The following is a 19,260-nucleotide window of genomic DNA, read 5'->3' on the forward strand; positions in this document are numbered from 1 at the left end:
GGTGTTACGTCGGCCTCGTGGAGGTCGAGAAGCTGAAGAAGGAATACGACGTCCAGGTGGACTGGCGTCCATTCTTCCTGCGCCCGGAGACCCCGCCAGAGGGGCTGCCCCTGCCGGCCTACGTGCGCGAGCGGATGAAGGACCCCAACAACCCGCTGAAGCGCCGCGCGGCCGCGGCCGGGCTGACCATGGTGGAGCGGGACGTCATTCCCTCCACCCGGCGCGCCCACCAGGCCGCGGAGTACGCCCGCGAGCAGGGGAAGCTGGAGCCCTTCAACGCGGCCATCCTCCGGCGCTACTGGAGCGAGGGGCAGGACTTGTGGCAGTGGGACACGCTCCGGGGCGCGGCCGTGGAGGCCGGGCTGAATCCGGACGAGGTGCAGCGCGCCGTCGAGGAGGGCCGCTACAAGGCGGCCGTGGAGGACTCCGTGAAGCAGGCCCATGAGCTGGGCATCAACGCGGTGCCCACCTTCATCCTCGGGGACCAGTTCGGGCTTCAGGGCGCGCAGGACTACTCCGTCTTCAAGCAGGCGATGCAGCGGCTGGGCGCGAAGCCCCGCTCGGAGCCCTGAGGGGCTTTCCTGTGCCCCGGGAGTGACTTAGGAGGAGGGGTGCGATGACCACCCCTCCGAGCCCCGAGTCCTTCAACATCGAGGTCGTCAAGCTGCTGCTCCAGGTCGCCACCAGCGACGACCGCATCACCCATGAGGAAATCCAGCACCTCGTGGAGGCCGCGCGCGGCATGAGCGTGCCCCTGGAGGAGCTGGCCGCGATTACGCGGTGCCTGAAGAACGGCGAGCCGCTGCCCGCGCCCAACCTGGGCGTGCTGCGCGCCAACCCGGACGCGGTCATCCAGGCGGCCCGGGGACTCATGGCCAGTGACAGCCACGTGCATGGCGAGGAAATCGAGATGCTGCGGCAGCTGCGTGAGCTGCTCGGCATCACGGGCTGAGTGAGGGGCTCACAGCCCCTTCAGCAGCACCAGCATGCGGCCCAGCGTCTCCGCGCCGCCCTTCCCCGCCAGCCCCTGCGCGAGCGAGTGCAGCTCCGGCGCCTGCTCCACGTGCTTCGCGAGGAGCTGGAAGCACTCCACCGCGGCGGCGTCCAGCCGGGCCCGCGCTTCGGCCGAGTCCTCGACTCCGCCCTCGCACAGGGACACCACCGCCGGGTGGCCGAAGAGCGTCCAGCGCAGCACCGCCGCGCGCAGCGTCAGGCGGAACACGTAGTCCAGCAGCGTGGGCGCGTCGGTGAACGGGTGGCGCAGCCAGTGGTTCACCGCGTGGTGGCGGAAGTACTGCTCCATGCGCCCGGACAGGCCCGGCGCCAGCCGCTCGCGCCGCTCCGAGTGGATGCGCCAGACCTCGTCCGGCACTTCCGCGCCGCCGTAGGACGCGAGCACCGCGCGCGCGAGCACGGCGAACCGCTCGCTGCGTACCGAACCGACGCGGGCCTTGAGCACGGTGGCGCAGATGGCCGCCCACGGGCCTCCTGGCAGCGCGATGGCGGAGAAGCCGGCATGAAGCTCCGCCAGCGTCTCCGGCGCGTCGAAGGAGCGGAGCACGTCCATGAGGAGCGCGTCGGCGCCACTGCGCACCGCCGCCGGATGCTGCCCTGCGAGAAGCGCCTCCGCGTCAGCCCTCCGCTCGTCACGCTCCGTCTCCGAGTGCTGGCGTGTCGGCGGAGCCGCCGCTCCGGTTCGCACCTCGCCAAGGGCCGCCTCGGCATGCTGGCGCGTCGGTTGCGATTCCCCTCCGCCGCTGAATGCCTCCGTCCCCCGGAAGTAGAACCCATCCAGCCGGAGCGCCAGCTGTCCCAGCGCGAACAGCCGCGAGGCGAACGGCACCTCCCGCCGCTGGAGCAACCGCACCGCCACCGCCCGCACGGCCTCCGCGTGCCCCGTCCATGCATCCCCCCCGAGCCGCCGTGCAATCTCCGGACGCCCGGCCACGTCGTCGGACACGGGCACGGGCTCCACGCCGTCCTCCGCGAGCAGGCACAGCCGCGCCACCTCCGGGCACGCGAGCGAGCCAGCCACCTCCAGCCGCTCGCCCCAGCGCGTGGCCACGCGGGGGAACGTGGCGCACGCGTCCGGCAGCACCGCCTCACCATGCGCCCGGTGCAGCGAGCACAGCTTGCGCTCATCCAGGAACACGCAGTGCCCGTCCTCGCGCTTGGCGATGACCGCGGCCTCCGCGCCGGGGCCGCTGCCTTCGTCCGGCCGGATGAACGCCTCCACCCGCGCCGCGTCCGGGCCGCCCGCCACCGCGTCGCGCAGGCGCTTCCAGCGCGCCTCGCTCACGGTGACGACGAGCCCCGCGCAGCAGGTGTCCTCGCACGCATCCGCGAGGCACCTGAACCGCGACATGTACCGGGGCGCGGTGGCCGTCATGGCAGCAGCGCTACTTGCGGCCCAGCGCCTTCTTCACGAAGCCCCAGAAGCCGCCCGCGCGCTCCTTGAGGTCGGCGCCGCGCCGGTCCTCCGCCGCCTTCACCGACTCCTTGGTCACCTGGAGCTGCTTCTGCAGCTCCTCCGGCGTGTAGCGCGTGGCCAGCGTGGCCTTCACTTCCTTGCGCGTGGAGTACTCGCGCGCCTCCACGTGCAGCACGCACTCGGAGTCGAGCTTGATGGTGACGGCGACGCGCACCGCGCCCTTGGGCCCCTTCGGCAGGCCCTCGATTCGCACCGTGCCCAGGTACTCGTTGGCGGAGATGTGGTTGTCCTCGCCCTGGAAGATGGACAGCTCGAGGAACTCCTCGTTGTCCTTCGTCGTGTTGATGGCGAAGGAGCGCTGCGCCGGCAGCGGGCTGTTGCGCTCGATGACGCGCTTGAAGGCGCCGCCGGGCATGGCCACGCCCACCGTCATGGGCAGCACGTCGATGAGCACCACGCTGCTCACCTTGTCCACCGAGCCCGAGTAGAGCGCCGCGCCCAGGGCCACCGCCTCGTCGGCGTTGACGCTGGCCTGCGGCCCCTTGCCGAACAGCCCCTTGAGCTTTTCGCGCACCAGGGGCATGCGGCTCATGCCGCCCACGAGGATGATGTCGTCCACCTCGGAGGCCTTGAGCTTCGCGTCCAGCAGCACGTCCCGCACCACGTCCACGGTGCGGCTGAGCAGCGGGTCGCAGATCTTCTCCAGCTCCTGCCGCGTCATCACGACGCGCAAATCCCGGGGCCGCCCCGCGTCGTCCATCATCAACATGGGGATGTGGACCTCGAAGGTGGCGCGCTCGGAGAGGGCCATCTTCGCGCGCTCGGCCGCGTCACTCACGCGAGACAGGGCGATGCCGTCACCCGAGAAGGCGATGCCCTCCTTCTCCTGGAAGCGCGCCAGGAGGAAGTCGACGATGAGGTTGTCGAAGTCGATACCGCCCAGGAAGATGTCGCCGCCGGTGCCGAGCACCTCGAAGACGTTCTTCTCGATTTTGAGGATGGTGGCGTCGAAGGTACCGCCGCCCAGGTCGTAGACGAGGACCTTCTTGTTCAGCTCGCGGTTGAGGCCGTAGGCGAGCGCCGCGGAGGTGGGCTCGTTGAGGATGCGCTCCACCTTGAGCCCGGCGAGGATGCCGGACTTGCGGACGGCCTCACGCTGCGGCTCGGAGTAGTACGCGGGCACCGTCACCACCGCGCGCTCCACCTTCTGGTTGAGGTGGGCCTCCGCCATCTCCTTGCACTCGCGGAGGATGATGGCCTGCACCTCCTCGAGCGACAGCACGTTGTCGCCCAGGCGCACGGCGGCGCGGCCCGCGGCGTCGGGGACGATTTCGTAGTGGAAGCGCTCGCGGACCTGGTTCACCACGGCGCTGTCGTAGGGACGGCCCACCAGTCGCTTCGCGCCGTAGATGGTCTGCTGCGGGCGCAGCACGAGCTGGTTCTTCGCGCGGTGGCTGACGAGCAGCTTGTTCTGCGCGTTGAGCGAGATGACCGACGGAATCGTGTTGTAGCCCTCGCGCGAGCGCAGCACGAGCGGCCGGCCGTTGGTGAGCAGCGCCACGCACGAGTTGGTGGTGCCCAGGTCGATGCCGATGACCGGGCCCGTGCCGCTGAGCTGCGGAGGCGGCGGCAGGAAGAGGGTCTTCGGCAGGCCGCGCTCGTCCAGCGCGGGCGCGACGGGCGCCTGCTTCGCCGCGGCGGGAGAGAGCAGCGTGGGCGTGCCCACGACCTCGGGGGCGCGCGGGGCCTCGCGGCGCACGTTGGGCAGCGACGGCGCGGGTGGCGGAGCCGCCACGGGTGGAGGCGGAGGCCGGACCGCCGGGGCGGCCACCTGGGGCGCGGGCGGAGGCGCCACGGGCCGGGCAGGCGCCGGAGCGGCCTTCGCGACGGGAGCGGGCGTAGAGCTGGCGGGCCCGAAGCCGTCGCCGTCCGACAGGTCCAGGTCGAACTCGATGCTGCCGCCCGTGGAGCGGGCCGCCGCAGGGGCCGGAGGCGGCGTCACCGGAGCCGGAGCCGACATGGCCGCGCGGGGCGGAGGCGGAGGCGCCACGGCAGGGGCCTCCTCCATGGCGTCGGACAGGTCCAGGTCGAACTCGAAGCTGCCACCCGACGAGCGGGCTGCCGCGGGCGGCGGAGGCGGTGCCACGGGCGCCGGTGCGGCGCGAGGCTGCGGAGGCGGAGCGGCCGCCGCGCGAGGGGGCGGAGGCGCGGCGCGAGGCGGCGGCGCCTCTTCCACGGCGTCGCCGAAATCCAGCTCGAACTCGATGCCGGCGCTGGGCGACGTCTGAGCGGGGGGCGGCGGAGGCGGCGGCGCGGCGCGGCGCGGCGGAGGCGGCGCGGCACGGGGCGCCTCTTCCACGGCATCACCGAGGTCCAGCTCGAACTCCAGGGCGCCGCTCGAAGGCGAAGGGCCGGTGGAGGACGGCTCGAGCTCCATCGTGATGCCGACCTCGATGGGCGGCTCGTCGAGCGGCAGGCCCATGGCCACGGGCGTGCCCATGACGGGGGCATCCATCTCGAATTCGAACCCGGGCAGCGGCTCGTCGCCATCCAGCGGCACGGGCGGCGGCGGCGTGCTCGCGATGAGCTCGTCGAGCGGGATGTCCACGTCATCCTCCGCGACGGGCGGAGGCGTGTACGCGACGGGGGCCGGCGCGGCCGGCGGGGGCGAGAAGTCGAACGTCTCGTCCGCCATGGACGCGGCGGGCCCGTCCGACGACTCCAGGTCATCGAAGAGCGAGTCGAGCGCCATGCCCCCCGAGGCGCGCGAAGCAGGCGCCGGGGCCGGCGCCGGTGGACGCACGGGAGCGGGAGGCACGGGCGCGGGGGCGGGCCGCGCCTGCACGGGGGCGGCGCGGGGGGCCACGGCGGGCGCCACCGCGGGGGCAACGGCGGGCGCCACCGAGGGTGCGATGGTGGGCAGCGGCGTGACGGCGGACGCGTCCGGCTTCCGCTGGAGCATCATGTCCACGAGCGCGCGGCTGGCGGTGTCGAGCTCCTCGAACTGGAGTCCCATGCCGGGAGGCCCGGCCGGGTCTCCGACGTCGCGGACCCAGCGCACCACGGCGGCGCCGCGCAGCACGCGCACGCCTCCGGCGATCTGCACCTCGAACTTGACGGGTGTCCCCACGGACTGTGGGGTGCGCGAGCGGATGAACATCCCACCCGGGCTCAGGTTGGTGGCGAACTCCTCCGCGAAGCTCCCCACCGTTTCATGCTTGAGCTTCACCAGCAGACCCACTGCTTTGCGGTCCGTGGTGCGCCTGCCTTGATCCATAGCGCCCGACAATCGCGGTACATGACGCCGCGCTCAAGAGGGTTTTGACCCCTCGGCTGGCCGCCCGGCGATTGGACGACAACAGGTGCGCAGTTTCCTACCTGCACCTTCCTGTATCTTGATGACCTCTTCGAGGAGCCTTTCATGAGCGCCGTCACCCTCCCCACCTCCGCGCCGGTCCGCTCGGGCTGGCTCGTGGACCGGCGGCACGACCTGATTTCCACGGTGGGCGGGGCCGCCGCGAGCTTCGCGTTGGTCGGGCTGCATGTCTGGGGTGGCGTCAGCAGCCTGGTGCTGTGGTGGGCGTGGGTGCTGGCGCTGGACGGGCCGCACCTGTTCGCCACGGTGTCGCGCACGTACCTGGACGCGCGCGAGTGGCAGACGCGGCGCGGGCTCTTGCTGGGCAGCCTGGGGTGGTTCGCGTCGGGGCCGCTGTGCTTCGGGGCGTCGGCGCTGCTGGGGACGAAGGTGCCGTTCGTGGTGTTCCTGACGCTCGCGTCGCTGTGGGCGTACTGGCACGTGGTGCGGCAGCACTACGGCATCATGGTGCTGTACCAGCGCAAGGGCGGCGAGTCGTCGCCGGTGGACCGGAAGCTGGACAGCGTGACGCTGTACACGGGGCTTTTGGCGCCCTTCGTCGCCTTCGCGGTGACGCACCCGACGGCACGCAAGCAGCTGGGGCTGACGGGCGAGCCCACCTGGGAGCCGATGGTCGCGGGGGCGTGCTTCGCGCTGGTGGGGGCGCTGGTGGTGCTCTACGCCGTGCGCCAGGTGCTGCGGTGGCAGGCGGGCCAGCGGGTGAACGGGCCGAAGATGCTGATGATGGGCGCGGCGCTGGGGCTGACGGCGGTGGTGTTCTGGCCGTCGGTGTCGGCGCGGATGGACTTCATCATGTTCGCCGTGGCCGTGACGGCGTTCCACAACGTGCAGTACCACGGCGTGGTCTGGTTCTATCACCGCAACCGCTACCACTCGGCCGGAGTGGACCCGAAGGCGTTCGGCTGGGCGCCGAAGGTGAGCCGGCGCTTCGCCATCTACGCGGTGTGCGGCGTGGTCTTCACGCTGCTGTACCGGGGACTGGGATGCGGCTTCGGCGCGCACCCGGGCTGCGGCGGGTTCGACCTGCGGGTGCCGCTGGCGGCGGGGCTGACCCTGCGGGACTTGATGGGGGCCTTCATCTGGGGCTTCGCCCTCCACCACTACTACCTGGACCAGAGAATCTGGCGCGTGAGCCGGGACGCGGGGCTGAACAAGGACCTGAAGCTCGGCACGCCCGCGAAGGCGTAGGCCGCACACCGCCTGCCCTCCCGCCAGGCCAGCGCCCGGGACCGGACATCCCGCGACACGAACCGATGCGAAGCGGAAGTCCGGTGCTACCCTGCGCCGCGATGAAGCGTTTCGTCCTCTTCCTGTGCGTGGTCGTCGTACTGCTGGCCATGGGTGGCACCGGTGCCTTCCTGTGGGCCGAAGGTCAGGTGCGGAGCACCATGGCCGCCCCCGGGGCAGCCCCCGTGGAGTTCACCGTCCCCAAGGGCACGTCCGGGCGCGGCCTGGGCGCGCTGCTCGCCGACCAGGGACTCATCCGCGACGCGCGCATCTGGCGCTGGCACCTGTTCCGCCGAGGCGCCTTCTCGCCCAAGGCCGGGCGCCATGAGGTCAGCCCCTCGATGACGGTGGCGGAGCTGGCCACCGCGCTGGAGGGCAACCCCATCCCCGAGGACGTTCCCTTCGTCGTCGTGGAGGGCTGGCGCCTGCGCGACACCGACGCGGCGCTCACCGCGGCGGGCCTCATCACCGCCGGCGCGTACATCGCCGAGGCCAGCAACCCCGGCAAGTTCACCGCCTCGTTCCCCCTGCCCACCACGGGCACGCTGGAGGGCTACCTCTACCCGGAGACCTACGGAATCATCCCGGGCAAGCTGGACGTGCACGGGCTCATCCAGCGCCAGCTCGACATGTTCGCCGCGCGCTTCTTCGCGCCCAACCGCGACGCGCTCGCCAAGAGCGGCCGCACGCTGCACGAGGTGGTCATCATGGCCTCCATGCTGGAGCGCGAGGAGCCCCTCCCCGAGCAGCGCCCGCTGGTGGCCGGCATCCTCTGGAAGCGCGTGGACAAGGGCTTCCCGCTCGGCGTGGACGCGACGTCTCGCTACGAGCTGGCGCAGTGGAATGACCGCGTCGCCTTCCTCAAGCGCCTGCGCGACACGCAGGACCCGTACAACACCCGGCACCGCAAGGGCCTGCCGCCCAGCCCCATCGGCGCGCCCACCGTCGCGTCACTCCAGGCGGCCATGGCGCCGAAGCCGAGCGACTTCTGGTACTACCTGCACGACGCCCAGCGGAAGCTGCACCCGTCGCGCAACGCGGACGAGCACGAGGCGCTCCGCCGCAAGTACAACGTGTACTGATTCGAGGCGCGGCCCCACGCGGCGGGAGTCAGCGCCCCTCGAACAGAGGGGGCCTGCGCGCCGCCGCGGCCGCGAGCCCCTCGCCCAGGTCCGCGCTGCCGTAGCTCTCCGCCTGGAAGCGCGCCTCCTCCTCCAGCGCGACCCGCAGCGCCGCACGGTCCGGAGCCAGCCGCTGCTTGAGGGCGCGCATGGCCAGGGGCGCATTGCCGGCCAGTTGCATCGCCAGGGCCCGGGCGCGCGAGAGCGCGGTACCCGGGGGCGCGGCCTCCAGCGCGAGCCCGAGGCGCGCCGCCTCCTTCCCGTCGAAGCGGCGGCCGGTGAGGAGCAACTCCGCCGCGGCCTGGGCTCCTGCGCGCCGGGGCACGAAGTACGTCGCGCCCATGCCGGGGTGCAGGCCGAGCTGCACGAAGTTGAGCGCGAGCTTCGCGTCCTCGCCCACGATGCACACGTCACACGCGAGCGCCACGCACAGGCCCGCGCCGATGGCCGGCCCCTCCACCGCGGCCACGGTGGGCATGGGCAAATCGAGCACGCTCAGGTAGCGCGCGTAGAAGTCGAGCATGAAGACGCGAGCCTCCTCGAAGGAGGCCTTGCGCAACCGCTCCAGCATCTTCAAGTCGCCGCCCGCGGAGAACGCGCCCCCCGCGCCGGTGAGGATGACGGCGCGCACGTCGGTGCGCCCGCGCAGCGATTCCACGTGGGAGCGCAGCGCGGCTCCCAGCTCGGGGGTCATCACGTTGCGGCGGGCGGTGTCATTCAGCGTGAGGGTGGCGATGGCACCCTCCACCTCGAGCAGGACGTCGGCGGCAGCGGCAGGAGCGGACATGGGCGCGCACTGTAGCGGCCCGTGCTCGACTACGGCACCACGACCCGCAGGAACGCATCCTGGTTCCACGCGTTGCCCGCGCCATCGCGCTGCCACCCCGTGACGGCGAGCCCCTTCCCGGGCACCACCGCCATCCCCGCCGCCGCGAGCGAGCACTCGCCGCTCCGGCACGGAGCCACGGTCAGCCGCTGCTCGTCCCGCCACGCCCCGTCCGCGCCGTACCGCGTGAGCACGTCGCCGCACGCCACCGCCACCGTGCCCTCACCGTCCACCGCGACCGCCGGCCCCACCTCCGTCACCGCACCACACGCCGGCTGCTTCAGCCAGCGCTCGCTCCCGTCCGCCCCCATGGTGAACACATACGTCCCCGAGGTGCCCAGCGACGCCTCGCCCCACACCATCAGCCCCGTGAAGTCCCCCACCACCGCCACCGCGCCATCCGGCCCCACCGCCACCGACGTGACACGCCCCTTCGCTCCCGGCACCTCGCGCCCCCACACCAGCCGCCCGTCCGCGTCGAACGCGAGCACCACCAGGCTCCGCACATTCGCCGTCCCGAACGTCCGGCCCTCCACCTCCAGCGTGCCCACGAGCTGCCCCGCGAGCACCGACAGTCCGGCCGGCGTCACCGCCACCGCATCCAGCAACGTGCCCTCCCCCGCCCCCGCGAAGCGCCGAGTCCACCGCACGGCGCCGTCCGCCCCGTAGCGCGTGAGCACCGGGTCATGCGCCTGTGCCGTCCATTCCTCCCCCGCCGCCAGCACGCCGCCCGCCGCGTCCGCCGCCACCGCGTGCGCCTTCTGCCCCACGCGCTGCTGCCACACCGCCGTGCCTTCAGAGGAGAACTTCACCAGGAAGCCGTCCTGCGCCTCGCCCAGCCCGAAGTCCGCCGTGTACAGGAACGCATTGCCCGTGAGGAACACCGCCCCCTCCCTCCCCGTGGACGCCGCCACGCGCGTCCCGGACAGGCGGTTGCGGACGAACTCGCGAGACCAGCGCACCGTCCCATCCGGCGCATGCCGCGCCAGCGTCAGCGCCAGCTTCTCCCCCTCCACCGACTCGCGGTCCTCGTCCGAGCGCGGGGTGCTCGACACCACGACCAGCACGTCCCCATCCCGCCCCACCGCCACCCCGGTGGCGCTGTCGTCCTGGGGACCGCCCACGACCTGGCTCCACGCCAACTCCGGGGACGGCGCGGGCCGCTCCGGGGGCGTCTGCGTGGACTCACCGGCCCCCTCCGGAAGCGAGGGCGCCAGCGCGTCCGAGGCCGGCGGCCCGTCGTCCGAGGGGGTCGCCTCCGCGCTCCCGCCGCACCCCGAGCCCAGCCACAGCAGGGCGACGGGAAGCAGTCCCAGCCAACGGTTGCCAACTCGCTCTGACCGCATGCGCGCTCCAAGGAACCCGCGCTGCCGTCACTGGCAGCAGGGCCTCGGGAACGTAAGCAGCGTGTCCTGGGGACGGCATTCCCCCGCCCCCGGGTAGGGCCGGACATGGCCGGGGGGCATGCAGGCGGCCGGAGCCGGCGCCCTCCTGTACCCGGACGTGCCGGAATGTACGGCAGCGGAATAGGTCTGCGCCCCAACGGTTGCCAGCGCACGCCTCGGCCGCTCTCGTGACGGAAACCGTTGGTCCCTGCGCCGCCCGCGAATTAAGAGAACCCTTCCATGGAAAGCGCCGCCCCTGCCCCACGCCCCGTGCCCGACGCCTCGAGCGACGACCTCCGCGCCGTCGAGGAGCTCTCCCAGGCCCGGAACGAAATCGTCGCTCAAATCGAGAAGCGCGTCGTCGGCCAGCGCGAAGTGGTGGAGCACCTGCTCATCTCGCTCTTCAGCCGCGGCCACTGCCTCTTCGTGGGCGTGCCCGGCCTCGCCAAGACGCTGCTCATCTCCACCCTGGCGGACGTCCTCAACCTCTCCTTCAACCGCATCCAGTTCACCCCGGACCTGATGCCGTCGGACATCACCGGCACGGACATCCTCGAAGAGGACCGCACCACCGGCCGGCGCACCTTCCGCTTCCTCCAGGGGCCCCTGTTCGCGAACATCATCCTCGCGGACGAGGTGAACCGCACCCCGCCCAAGACGCAGGCCGCGCTGCTCCAGGCCATGCAGGAGTACCGCGTCACCGCCGGCGGCCGCACCTACCCGCTCGACCTGCCCTTCCTCGTCTTCGCCACGCAGAACCCCATCGAGCAGGAGGGCACGTACCCGCTGCCCGAGGCGCAGCTGGACCGGTTCATGTTCCTGGTGGACGTGGGCTACCCCACCGCCGAGGAGGAGGTGCAGATTGTGAAGAGCACCACCGGCGGCCCGCAGCCGAAGCTGGAGAAGATTCTGTCGCCCGAGCGCATCCTCGCCCTGCAGGAATTGGTGCGCCGGGTGCCCGTGCCGGACCACGTGGTGCGCTACGCGGTGGACCTGGTGCGCCACACGCGCCCCAAGGAGCCGGGCGCACCGGACTTCATCGCGAAGAACGCGTCCTGGGGCGCGGGGCCTCGCGCGAGCCAGTACCTGGTGGTCGCCGCCAAGGCGCGCGCCATCCTCAACGGCCGCTTCGTGGCCACCGTCGAGGACGTGCGCGCGCTGGCGCGGCCCGTGCTGCGCCACCGCGTGCTGCCCAACTTCACCGCGGAGAGCGAGGGCATCACCTCGGTGAAGCTCATCGACCAGCTCCTCGCGGTGGTGAAGGGCTAGGCGCGCCCACGCATGCTGCTCGACGCCCAGACGCTGGCCCGCCTCCGCGGTGTGAAGCTGCGCGCCCGCGCGGTGATGGAGGGCGTGCTGTCCGGCCTCCACAAGAGCCCCCATCAGGGGCAGAGCGTGGAGTTCGCCGAGCACAAGGAGTACGCCCCCGGCGACGAGCTGCGCCACCTGGACTGGAAGGCGTACGGCAAGTTCGACAAGTACTACGTCAAGCGCTTCGAGCATGAGACGAACCTGCGCGCCGTCATGGTGGTGGATGCGTCCGCCTCCATGGGCTACCGCAGCGGCGCGCTGAGCAAGCTGGACGTGGCCAACACGCTGGCCGGCGCGCTCTGCTACCTGCTGGTGCGCCAGCAGGACGCGGCGGGGCTCGCGCTGATGACGGGCGGCAAGTGGCGGGACGTGCCGCCGCGCGCGTCCGCGGGCCACCTCAACGTGCTGCTCGACACGCTGGAGTCCACTCAAGCCCAAGGCGCCACGGACCTGGGCAGCGCCGCGGACCACCTGGTGGAGGTGCTGCCGCGCCGCTCCACCGTCATCGTCCTGTCCGACCTGCTGGATGAGAACCAGGACGCGCTCAAGCGCATCCTCGCGCTGCGGCAGCGCAAGAATGACGTCTCCGTGTTCCACCTGGTGGACCCGGCGGAGCTGACGTTCCCCTTCGATGACCCCACGCTGTTCCTCGACATGGAGGGCGAGGGCCGCATCGAGGTGAATCCGCGCGAAATCAAGGAGAGCTACCTGGAGGAGTTCAACGCCTTCCTCGCCAGCACGAAGGCCGCGTGCGCCGAGGCGGACGTGGACTACGAGCTGGTGCGCACCGACGAGAAGCTGGACGACGTGCTGCTGCGCTACCTCGCGCGGCGCGGGAGGCGTGGGTGACGTTCGGCAATCCGTGGATGCTGTTGGGCGCGCTCGGTGCCCTCATCCCCCTGCTGGTGCACCTGTTCGACCGGCGCCGTCCCCGGCCGCATCCCTTCGGTCCGCTGGCCTTCGTGCTGCGCAGCCAGAAGCGCACCGCCAGCCGCCTCAAGCTCAAGCGCCTGCTCCTGTACGTGCTGCGCACGCTCATCCTCCTGGCCATTCCCGTGGCGCTGGCCCGGCCGGAATTGCGCTCGGACGCGGCGGCCGCGGAGGTGGTGAAGGGCCCCGCCGCCACGGCCATCATCCTGGACGCGTCGCTGTCCATGCGCTGGTCGGACGGCACGTCGCTGTTCGAGCGTGGCCGGGACGAGGCGCGCGACGCGCTGAAGGACCTGCTCGCGGAGGAGCCCGCCACGGTGCTGGTGTGCACGGAGTCTCCGGCCGCGCCGCCGCCGCCCGGCTTCGACCGGGGCCGGCTGCGCGGGCTGGTGGACGAGGCGAAGCCGACCTACGGGACGGCGGACCTGTCGCGCTGCATGGACATGGCGGCGCGGGCGCTGGAGGAGAACCCCATGCCGGCCAAGCGGCTGGTGGTGGTCTCCGACATGACGGTGGGCGCGTTCCGGCTGGAAGCGCCGCCGCCCACGGTGAAGGGCCCCGCGGGGACGCCGGTGAAGCCCGAGGTGGTGCTGCGCGACGCGGCCGGCGGCCGGGACGTGCTGAACAACCGCGCGATTGTGGACCTCAAGGTGGAGCCCGCGCTGCAGGCGGGGCCGCGCTCGTTCCAGTTCACCTTCACGGTGCGCAACTACGGCGCGGAGGCGGTGAAGGACCTGGAGGCCACGGTACGCGTGGGCGAGACGACGCTGGCCAAGGGCTTCGTGGACGTGCCCGCGGGCGGCACCACGCAGAAGGCGCTGACGGTGCGCTTCCCTCAGGGCGGGACGGTGGTGGGACAGGTGTCGCTGGCGCCGGACGCGCTGGCGGAGGATGACAAGCGGGCCTTCGTGCTGCCGGTGCCGCGCGCGCTGAAGGCGCTGGTGGTGAACGGGGCGCCGCATGCGACGCGCTACCGCGACGAGGCCTTCTTCGTGGACGCGGCGCTCACCGCGCCGGGCTCGCCGGTGGAGGTGGCCACGCGCGACGCGGAGGTGGGGCTGCGCGAGGACTTCTCCACGTATGACCTGGTGCTGCTGCTCAACGTGGCGGCTCCGAGTGCGGACGATGCGAAGCGGCTGGCGGACTTCGTGGAGAACGGCGGTGGCCTCTTCATCAGCATGGGCGACCGGGTGAACACGGAGGAGTACAACGAGCGGCTGAGCAGCGTGCTGCCGCGCCCGCTGCGCCTCGTCCGCACCAGTGCCGAGCGCGAGGACCCGGAAGCGGACACGAAGACGGCGCGGCTGGCGAAGGTGTCCGTGGAGCACGTCCTCTTCTCGCCCTTCACGGGGCGCGCGGAGGAGGGCCTCATCGGGGCGCGCTTCTTCAAGTACATGCTGCTGGAGGCGGACAACCCGGGCTCGCCGGGCGCCAGCCAGGTGCTGGCCACGTACGAGGACGGCGCTCCGGCGGTGGCGGTGATGCGCAAGGGCAAGGGGCGCGTGGCGCTGCTCACCAGCACGGTGGACCGCGACTGGAGTGACTTCGCGATTCGCACCTCGTTCCTGCCGCTGATGCAGCGCTTCGCCGCGTACCTCACCGGCTCGCTGGAGGAGCGCGAGGAGATTCGCGTGCGCGTGGGCGAGGGCGCGACGCTGCGGCCGGAAGGGACGCAGAAGGTGTCCGCCGTGCGCGCGCCGGACGGCAGTGAAGTCCCGGTGAAGGAGCAGCCGGACGGCTCGCTGGTGGCGGGGCCGGTGACGGAGCCGGGCGCGTACTCGGTGCTGGGCGCGGACGGCAAGATGATGCCGGCCCTGTCCTTCGCCGCGACGCTGGACCCGTCGGAGAGTGACTTGGGCCGCGTGCCGCAGGACACGCTCACCGCGTACTTCGGCGAGGACACGGTGAAGGCGTCGAGCGGGGACGCGGACAAGCCGGCCGTGCCGCTGTGGACGTGGCTGATTCTCGCCGCGTGCCTCGCGTTCTTCTTCGAGGGCACACTGCTGCGGAAGTAGCGAAGTCGGGCGCACCCGGGTGCTTCATACGTGCAGCCATGCAGGACTGCTACTCCGGCGAGTTCGGATAAAGGGGCGTGCGCCTGAAGGCCGGATGCGAGCGGCTCGGGGTGGCCCCATCCAACTTCCGCTCCCGTGAGGCCCCGGCACCTGATTTGCCGGGGCCCTGCGGGTGGACGACGCTCAGAGCAGGATGTCGTCACGACCATCAATGCGTCGGACTGCCCTGCCTTCGTTCCGGGAGAGTGGATCGAAGTTGCCCAACTCCCCAAAGCCAAGCTGCGTGAGCGTCTCGATACGGCTGAGCGGAACCTGGTAGGTGCGGAACGGGCCGAAGGCGAACTCCAACTCATCGAGCAGGTCGGTCTGGCTCAGCATGTAGCCGGTCGCGGACAACTGCCCGTTCTCCTTCACCATGACGACGACCTTCCAGAATTCGCGGGGGAGTTGTACGCCTCGGTACTCTGGATCGCCGTCGCGGAAGATAGGGCCCGTGAATACAGAGACCCGGAGATCATGCGCCTCCGCGCTATCGAGGATGTAGTCCTCCAGCGAAAGCCAAGTCTGCTGGTTGAGCGCCGCGTGCTGTGGACTGCAATTGGTGAAGTGGAACGTATCCTGCTCGGCCTGGGTGGCTTCCTGTGGGCTCCCCCAAGCCGGGTCGAGCCGGCGCACCAGGTGACCGCGATCCAGCTTGTTGCCGCTGTAGAGTTCATTGCCAATCTGGGCGTGCTTGTCGATGCGCGGATCGAACCACCACCGATCCTGCCCGCTCCGACGGATGCGCCGCAGCGAAGAGCCATCGATGTTGACCGCCGTGTAGAGCGCGATGCGGCGGGAGCGGGACATGACCACGGAAAAGTGGGTGTAGTTCAGGATGCAGTTATCGCTTCCCTGGAGCGTGGCCGCGTCCGAGCGCAGCTTGCCACCGAGGGTCGGCAGAGCGACTTCCTCCGCGGGAAGGAATTGGGAGTCATAGCCCTTGCGCTCCTCGTAGTTGCTGCTCGGCCTGGTCTCGTCTTCCCAGGTCTGCGAGGCATCCATCTGGCGGACCTGGGCACGCCCCCTCGCCGCATTCGGTTCGGCTTCTTCCCGACGAGGGCCGCGCATTGGGAACACTGGCCGGACCTTCCGCAGGGCGTCCTGGATGGCCGCTGATTGGACGGCATAGTTGGCCTTCCGGAAGACTCCAGCGAAATGCAAGCCCAGCGCATCCCCTGACTCCAGGCTTACCACCGGGGAGCCCGAGCATCCGCCCATGGTCGAGCAGTCATGGGCGAAAACGTGGTTGTCTATGACCCCGGTGACCTCACCTGGAGCGAGACGTTTCACGTCGAAGATGTCCCCGAACACGTTGAACATGGCGTCACGACTGTTACGGCTGTCGCGAGCGGGGTAGCCGATGGTTGCGATGCGCTCATTCAGCCGCGCGGGACGCGAGGACAACTGGAGGGGCACCATGCTCCGTGGACGGTCACGGGAGATCCTGAGCAGAGCGATATCCGGACGGTCGCTGCGATCCTCCTCGATGAAGAGAACCTGCTCGACCCGTACCGTCTGCTCTCCGGAAGTGCCGAACTCCTCTTGGAAGTCGACGCTCACCTGCATGGAGTGGGTGCCGAGCGGATCCTTCTTGAAGAGGAATTTGCTATCCCGCCGCTCTGCGAACTCCAGCGCGACGTGACGATTGGTGACGAGAATGTCCTCATCGACCAACCATCCAGTCCCCACCCAGTCGTAGGTGGGATGGTGCTGGAGTTCGATCCGCCCGACGGCACGGATGAGGGGTTGAAGCACACCGCGGGCTGCGACAAGTCGGTCGTTCCAGGTGTCCGAGTCAGACAACTCCACCCACCCGTTTTTCACCAAGAGCGCCGGCCGCCCGAAGACCAAGACAATGGCCTCGGTGAATGCCTCGGAAACAAACCGGTCCGCTCCGCGACCGGAGTGGGCGAGCATTTTCGACACGCTCTCGGGCAGCACGAGGTTCTCCCTCGCGCGTGGCAGGTTACGTCCAGACCGGATTCGGTTACCAATCTCTTGATGCAGCTCAGTGTCCTGCTGGATGGACTCGATAGGCTTTCGAAACATCTTCGTACCCCCCTGTGCAGTGCTGCGTGTAAGCGTTGCTGCGCGATACAGCAAGGGCGTGTCCGGTAGATTGGACTCCCTTCTCAGGCGAACTCCCAATCTTCATTGAAAGACCGCGAGCATCAGGGCGGGAAGCTCCCGAAGAACAGCCGCCAAAGGCGAGTCGCCGGCAGTGGCCCGGCGCATGTAATCGCAGGCAGGTCAACCCCAAGCAACCGCGCCACCATTTCACCCTGTATCTGTCGGGGTCAACGGGAAGAACCTAGTGGTGCGGGGTCCCGGGCGGATGCGTGAGATGGCTGACAAGTAAATAGCCTTCTAGAGAGAGTTCTCATGTCAGGAGGTGTGGAGTGGGCGTGGCCGCGATGATGGGCCGCGGCCCGGCCGCCACACCGTGGTCCCTGCACGGCGTTCGGCGGGATGCGGACCGCTCACCAATCCTACAAAGGGCTGGTGAAGGACACGGACGCGCTCGGCCGCATAAGAAGAACCCCGTGCTACCCTGCGGCGCCACGGGCTCTTTCTTCTCAGTGGAGGGAGACTGGACGAGGCGATTGACAGGTTCGGCAGTGACTCGCTTTGGCAGCAACTGGATTGCGTGACACTCGAATGCTCGCGCCCGGAGGGCCGATTCCGGCGCTGAAGGGACAGGGCAGGCTCTTCCCCCTCTATATCTCGTTCTTGTGTATCCGAAGCACTTCCGCGCCGAGCTCGAAGGCCTGGGTATGTTCAGCGTGGGGCGTGTCGACAGAGAGAGTACCGCCACACTTTTAAGAGCTTGCGGAAGTACCGCTGGTGGAACTCGCCGATGCGGTCTACTTCCTTCCCAGCCGAACGGCTCGCTGGTGGCGGGGCCGGGCGCGTACTTTGGTGAGGACATGGTGAAGGCGTCCGGCGGGGAAGCGGACAAGCCGGTTGTGCCACTGTGAACGTGGCTGATTCTCGCCGCGTGCCTCGCATTCTTCTTCGCGGGTACACTGCTGTGGAAGTAGGCGCACAACCCCTCGTCCATCGCGGTGTGCTCCCGCTTCGAGCGCGTGCGCGATTGCCCGTCGGAAGGGTGGGGTAAGTCCTACCCCCGGCCCTCCCGTCCCGAGGGAGTCTCGGCGTTCCGCTTCTCGGGCACGCACCCCGAGTCATTCCGGATACATCCGCGCTACACCTAGCAGGCATCTGGCATGACACCCGAGAGCCCTGATGCCAGAATCCCTGGCACGCGAGGGAGTGTATGGAGTTTGCGCATATCGCACGTGAGCTGGGCGACGCCGAGACCGACGCGGACGTCATCGCTGTCATCCGGCGCGCCGCCCGGAAGTGGGTGGGCTGCGACGGCGTCACCTTCGTCATTCGGGACGGCAATGAGTGCTTCTACGTCGACGAGGATGCGATTGGTCCGCTGTTCAAGGGACGCCGCTTTCCACTGACGTCGTGCGTCAGCGGCTGGTGCATGCTGAATGGCAAGCGGACCGTCATCCCCGACGTGTTCGACGACCCGCGCGTGCCCGTGGAGGCCTACGCCCCGACCTTCGTGAAGAGCATGGCGATGGTGCCGGTAGGACAGGGAGAGGTGTCGGCGGCCATCGGCGCCTACTGGCAGCTGCGCTTCGAGCCCACGTCCGACCAGCTCGCCCGGCTCGACTCGCTCGCCACCGTGGTCGCCTCCTGCCTCCAGAACATCGCCCTGCGCCGCTCGCTAGAGCGCCAGGTGGCGGAGCGCACCGTCGAGCTGCGCGCGGCCAATACCCAGCTCCAGGCCTTTGCCGCGACGGTGGCCCACGACCTTCGAAACCTCATCCAGGTCGTGCGGAGCAGCGCGAACTGGCTGGTCAGCGAGCCGCTTCCCGACGCGCACAGCGAGGCCGCCCAGGACATCCGGGGCGCTGCTGACCGCATGAACGACATCACGGAGAGCCTCATCCGCCTCCATTTCGCCAAGATGGGAGGGCTCGCTCCGCGCCCGACCAACCTGTCCGCCGTCAGCGAAGACATCATCCGTTCCCTCCGGGCGCGGCATGCCGCGTCTCCCGTGGAGACCTACGTCGAGCCGGGGCTGGTCTTCACCGCCGACGAAGGGCTGATGCGCGTCGCGTTGACGAACCTGCTCGAGAACGCGTGGAAGTTCGTCGCGGGCCGCCCTGGTGCTCGCATCACCGTGACGCGTGGCCCGACGCCAACCTCGCTCGTCGTCGAGGACAATGGCATCGGCTTCGACCCCCATACCGCGCCGAAGCTCTTCGAGCCCTTCGTCCGGCTCCCCTCGGCCTCGGGCTATGCCGGCACCGGGTTGGGGCTCGCGACGGTGTTCAACGTCATCCAGCGGCACGGTGGGAGCATCCGGGCCGAAGGGCAGAGCGGAGTGGGCGCCCGCTTCATCATCGAGCTCCCGGAGCAGCCCGCGACGAAGCCCATCGCGGCGCGGGGCGCCCAGGCCTGATGGCGGGTGCGCACCGGCTCCGGTGATGCCCGTGGAGCAGCGTCCGCCGCCCCGCCAGCACGCAACCCTCCAGGAAGAGCACCAATTCCGAGGCCGTCAGCTCCACCGAAGCC

Annotated in this window: 13 protein-coding genes; 8 read left to right on the forward strand and 5 right to left on the reverse strand. The window is 70.3% G+C overall.

The annotated features are described in order from the left end of the window. The first annotated feature begins 17 nt into the window (after positions 1 to 17). Positions 18 to 572, forward strand: a complete 555-nt coding sequence (locus ACX9TP_RS42270; RefSeq protein ID WP_482976357.1) for a DsbA family oxidoreductase — start codon at positions 18 to 20, stop codon at positions 570 to 572. Between the two features lie 44 nt (positions 573 to 616). Further along, the gene (locus ACX9TP_RS42275) at positions 617 to 952 is read left to right on the forward strand and encodes a TerB family tellurite resistance protein (RefSeq protein ID WP_482976358.1); all 336 of its coding nucleotides are present in this window, start codon (positions 617 to 619) and stop codon (positions 950 to 952) included. Positions 953 to 961: 9 nt separating this feature from the next. Here ACX9TP_RS42275 and fliB read toward each other — a convergent pair whose 3' ends face one another. Beyond that, complete coding sequence (gene fliB / locus ACX9TP_RS42280; RefSeq protein WP_482976359.1) at positions 962 to 2,389, reverse strand: flagellin lysine-N-methylase; 1,428 nt, start codon at positions 2,387 to 2,389, stop codon at positions 962 to 964. A gap of 10 nt (positions 2,390 to 2,399) precedes the next feature. Further along, positions 2,400 to 5,660: a TIGR02266 family protein gene (locus ACX9TP_RS42285; protein WP_482976360.1), complete on the reverse strand. Its 3,261-nt coding sequence runs from the start codon at positions 5,658 to 5,660 to the stop codon at positions 2,400 to 2,402. A gap of 192 nt (positions 5,661 to 5,852) precedes the next feature. Here ACX9TP_RS42285 and ACX9TP_RS42290 point away from each other — a divergent pair, with 192 nt between their 5' ends. Further along, entirely contained in the window at positions 5,853 to 6,995 is a 1,143-nt protein-coding gene (locus ACX9TP_RS42290) for a hypothetical protein (RefSeq protein ID WP_482976361.1), read from the forward strand. Positions 6,996 to 7,096: 101 nt separating this feature from the next. Further along, a complete protein-coding gene (gene mltG / locus ACX9TP_RS42295) occupies positions 7,097 to 8,116 on the forward strand; it encodes an endolytic transglycosylase MltG (RefSeq protein ID WP_482976362.1) in 1,020 nt (339 codons plus the stop codon). A 28-nt stretch (positions 8,117 to 8,144) separates the two neighbouring features. Here the strand turns inward: mltG and ACX9TP_RS42300 are convergent, their stop codons facing one another. Together ACX9TP_RS42300 and ACX9TP_RS42305 are read right to left on the reverse strand one after the other, a co-directional pair. Beyond that, on the reverse strand, positions 8,145 to 8,942 hold the full coding sequence (locus ACX9TP_RS42300; protein WP_482976363.1) for an enoyl-CoA hydratase/isomerase family protein: 798 nt from the start codon (positions 8,940 to 8,942) through the stop codon (positions 8,145 to 8,147). A 29-nt stretch (positions 8,943 to 8,971) separates the two neighbouring features. Further along, on the reverse strand, positions 8,972 to 10,327 hold the full coding sequence (locus ACX9TP_RS42305) for a hypothetical protein (protein WP_482976364.1): 1,356 nt from the start codon (positions 10,325 to 10,327) through the stop codon (positions 8,972 to 8,974). A gap of 279 nt (positions 10,328 to 10,606) precedes the next feature. On the opposite strand from ACX9TP_RS42305, the gene ACX9TP_RS42310 reads away from it, so the two are divergent. From ACX9TP_RS42310 to ACX9TP_RS42320, 3 genes are read left to right on the forward strand one after another with little or no spacing between them, the layout of a single operon-like run. Next, complete coding sequence (locus ACX9TP_RS42310) at positions 10,607 to 11,635, forward strand: AAA family ATPase (protein WP_163994881.1); 1,029 nt, start codon at positions 10,607 to 10,609, stop codon at positions 11,633 to 11,635. A 12-nt stretch (positions 11,636 to 11,647) separates the two neighbouring features. Beyond that, positions 11,648 to 12,526 carry a DUF58 domain-containing protein gene (locus ACX9TP_RS42315; protein WP_482976365.1) on the forward strand — a complete coding sequence of 293 codons (879 nt, stop codon included), beginning with the start codon at positions 11,648 to 11,650 and terminating at the stop codon, positions 12,524 to 12,526. Further along, positions 12,523 to 14,622 (forward strand): BatA domain-containing protein, encoded by a 2,100-nt coding sequence (locus ACX9TP_RS42320; RefSeq protein ID WP_482976366.1) that lies wholly within the window; start codon positions 12,523 to 12,525, stop codon positions 14,620 to 14,622. Before ACX9TP_RS42315 ends, ACX9TP_RS42320 begins: the two co-directional genes overlap by 4 nt. A gap of 183 nt (positions 14,623 to 14,805) precedes the next feature. Here ACX9TP_RS42320 and ACX9TP_RS42325 read toward each other — a convergent pair whose 3' ends face one another. Continuing rightward, positions 14,806 to 16,605 (reverse strand): DNA/RNA non-specific endonuclease, encoded by a 1,800-nt coding sequence (locus ACX9TP_RS42325; protein ID WP_482976367.1) that lies wholly within the window; start codon positions 16,603 to 16,605, stop codon positions 14,806 to 14,808. Between the two features lie 1,336 nt (positions 16,606 to 17,941). Between ACX9TP_RS42325 and ACX9TP_RS42330 the strand changes: the two genes are divergently transcribed. Then, complete coding sequence (locus tag ACX9TP_RS42330; RefSeq protein ID WP_482976368.1) at positions 17,942 to 19,147, forward strand: sensor histidine kinase; 1,206 nt, start codon at positions 17,942 to 17,944, stop codon at positions 19,145 to 19,147. The last annotated feature ends 113 nt before the right edge of the window (positions 19,148 to 19,260 follow it).

It is taken from the genome of Pyxidicoccus sp. M15, from assembly GCF_056858435.1.